The sequence below is a fragment of the Rhabdochromatium marinum genome, from assembly GCF_016583795.1.
GTDB lineage: Bacteria > Pseudomonadota > Gammaproteobacteria > Chromatiales > Chromatiaceae > Rhabdochromatium > Rhabdochromatium marinum.
Window position 1 is genome coordinate 1 of record NZ_NRRS01000156.1, and the last position, 1,830, is coordinate 1,830.

Below are 1,830 nucleotides of genomic sequence, written 5' to 3' on the forward strand. Positions count from 1 at the left end.
TGACTTGAAAAGTCGCCTGATGACCGTCGATGTTAATGAGTTGCGCTGTTATGGCCAAGCCCTCTTTCTGCATTTGGATGATGGGCTAAGCATGGCTCATGATTGACATCATTGAAAGGCGGCACCCGTCTGACCGATCAGCAATGGCACGCCCAAGCCCACACCCACACGCACTATCCCCGAGGCGAGCACGTCCCCCAGCGCCGCCGGCTGCTGGGCATCTACCCCAGCGCCCAGCAAGCCCGCGCGCGCTGCGAGCAGGACGCTGCCAGCGCGCCACCGGCGGACTTGCAACAGCGGTAGTTGAGGGTTGATTTCCTTATTCGTGCGCACCGCACGCAATCGCGGGCGAGTGATACCCGCTCGACGCCGCCGATCTTCAGTCAGCCACAGGCAGGATGGATTGGCGAGACTGTTTCCACAAAAATTACTGGCAGTGATAAATGGGTTGGGCTATGCTTTGGTGACGTTTAACACCGTAGCGATAGCCGCCGCGATGCTTGACTGCAGGATCGGGAGCCTGACTGTTCGCTTGCGCCGTGGCGTCAAAGACACCCTGCGCCAAGCTGCCGAGTGCAAACGGCGCGACCAAGGGGCCGTTGTCGGTCTAGTTCCGGCGGGTTGCTGAGGGATTGGCGCTTGGAAGGTGGGTTGATGCGCGCTGGTGCGCGAAAACCACTTGATCGATGCCGAAGGTTTGGCGTGCTAGGCGGATTCTGTCTAGCACACCTGACCGGGATTCTGTCTAGTTAACTGTTAGGTTTACCAAAACGAGGGTTACTGTGATGAAAAAATTTTCTATCGCCGTTTTTTTTTGCAATTGCTTTTCTCAGCACAAATCTTTCAGCAGAAAATCAATTTAGTGGTTTTATAAAGTTTCATCAAAAAGATGGGTCAGTAACTTACCACATAAATATTGAAAATGGACGTATTGTATCAGGGTACATAGATTTCAATGATGGAAAAAAACATGCGGATATAGTTGGAGGTTGGTTTGATGGTGATCGCTTGGCTACACTGGTTCAGCTAAAAGGTAATAATATTGATGATAAGTGGTTTTCAAATTTAGGTCATTTTAAAAGAGAGGGTAATATGTTTGTTCTTGAGGAAGTTCTTTATGGTTATAAAAGAACTATTAAAGATGGTGGAGTTTACAAGCCTCATGTAATTGATGTGATTAAAAAAAATGAATCCTAACAAGCTGCTTCAGCCGACCGCCCGCTTCGCTCTCGCTCAGCGGGCGTCGGCTGAGCTTGTCGTCAGCGGTAAATCTAAATTAATGGAGAACGCAATGAAACATCTGTCAATTGTAACGACTATAGCATCAGCTCTTATTTACTCAACAACCGCACTCGCTTTCGACGCTGAATTAATCGATGTTGAGTATTATAAATCTGGCCCAGATGTAAAGACTGGATGCGCTAAAGAAGATTATTTTTTAGTACGTCAGATATTCGATGTAAAAGATGCGAATCTAAAGAATCTAGTATTTGAGCAATCAAACAGCAACGGGGGTGTAGATCAATATCCAGTAAAATGGATAAATGATTCTGGTTATATCGTGCACAGCTTTTGCGCTTCCCCTAACCATAAAGCAGACAGGAAGAGTAAGTTTATTGATGGTGAAACTGGCGAAAAGAGTAACATTTTGATTTACACTACAGATTGTATCAACGCAGATCCTAAACAAGAGAAGCCGGAAACACTCACTAAACTAAATTAATAATGAAACAAACGGGCCAGGGTCGGTTTAATTCCAGAGAGCCGAAAAGAACCCGACCCAGCCCGCCCCCCCGCAAAACAGCCACAACCAGACAAAGCACATCACCC

The 1,830-nt window shown here is 47.3% G+C and carries 3 protein-coding genes; all 3 read left to right on the plus strand.

The window, feature by feature from the left end; translation table 11 throughout:
- Window positions 1–102: 102 nt before the first annotated feature.
- The gene (locus CKO36_RS18915) at window positions 103–303 is read left to right on the plus strand and encodes a hypothetical protein (protein ID WP_200286454.1); all 201 of its coding nucleotides are present in this window, start codon (window positions 103–105) and stop codon (window positions 301–303) included.
- 705 nt (window positions 304–1,008) lie between these two features.
- Window positions 1,009–1,197: a hypothetical protein gene (locus CKO36_RS18920; RefSeq protein WP_200286455.1), complete on the plus strand. Its 189-nt coding sequence runs from the start codon at window positions 1,009–1,011 to the stop codon at window positions 1,195–1,197.
- Complete coding sequence (locus CKO36_RS18925; RefSeq protein WP_200286456.1) at window positions 1,187–1,723, plus strand: hypothetical protein; 537 nt, start codon at window positions 1,187–1,189, stop codon at window positions 1,721–1,723. The genes CKO36_RS18920 and CKO36_RS18925 overlap by 11 nt, the downstream gene beginning before the upstream one ends.
- The last annotated feature ends 107 nt before the right edge of the window (window positions 1,724–1,830 follow it).

What these genes read in the sequence shown, in the direction of transcription:
- CKO36_RS18925 (WP_200286456.1), top strand. Translation starts at nt 1,187, where the DNA reads ATGAATCCTAACAAGCTGCTTCAGCCGACCGCCCGCTTCGCTCTCGCT.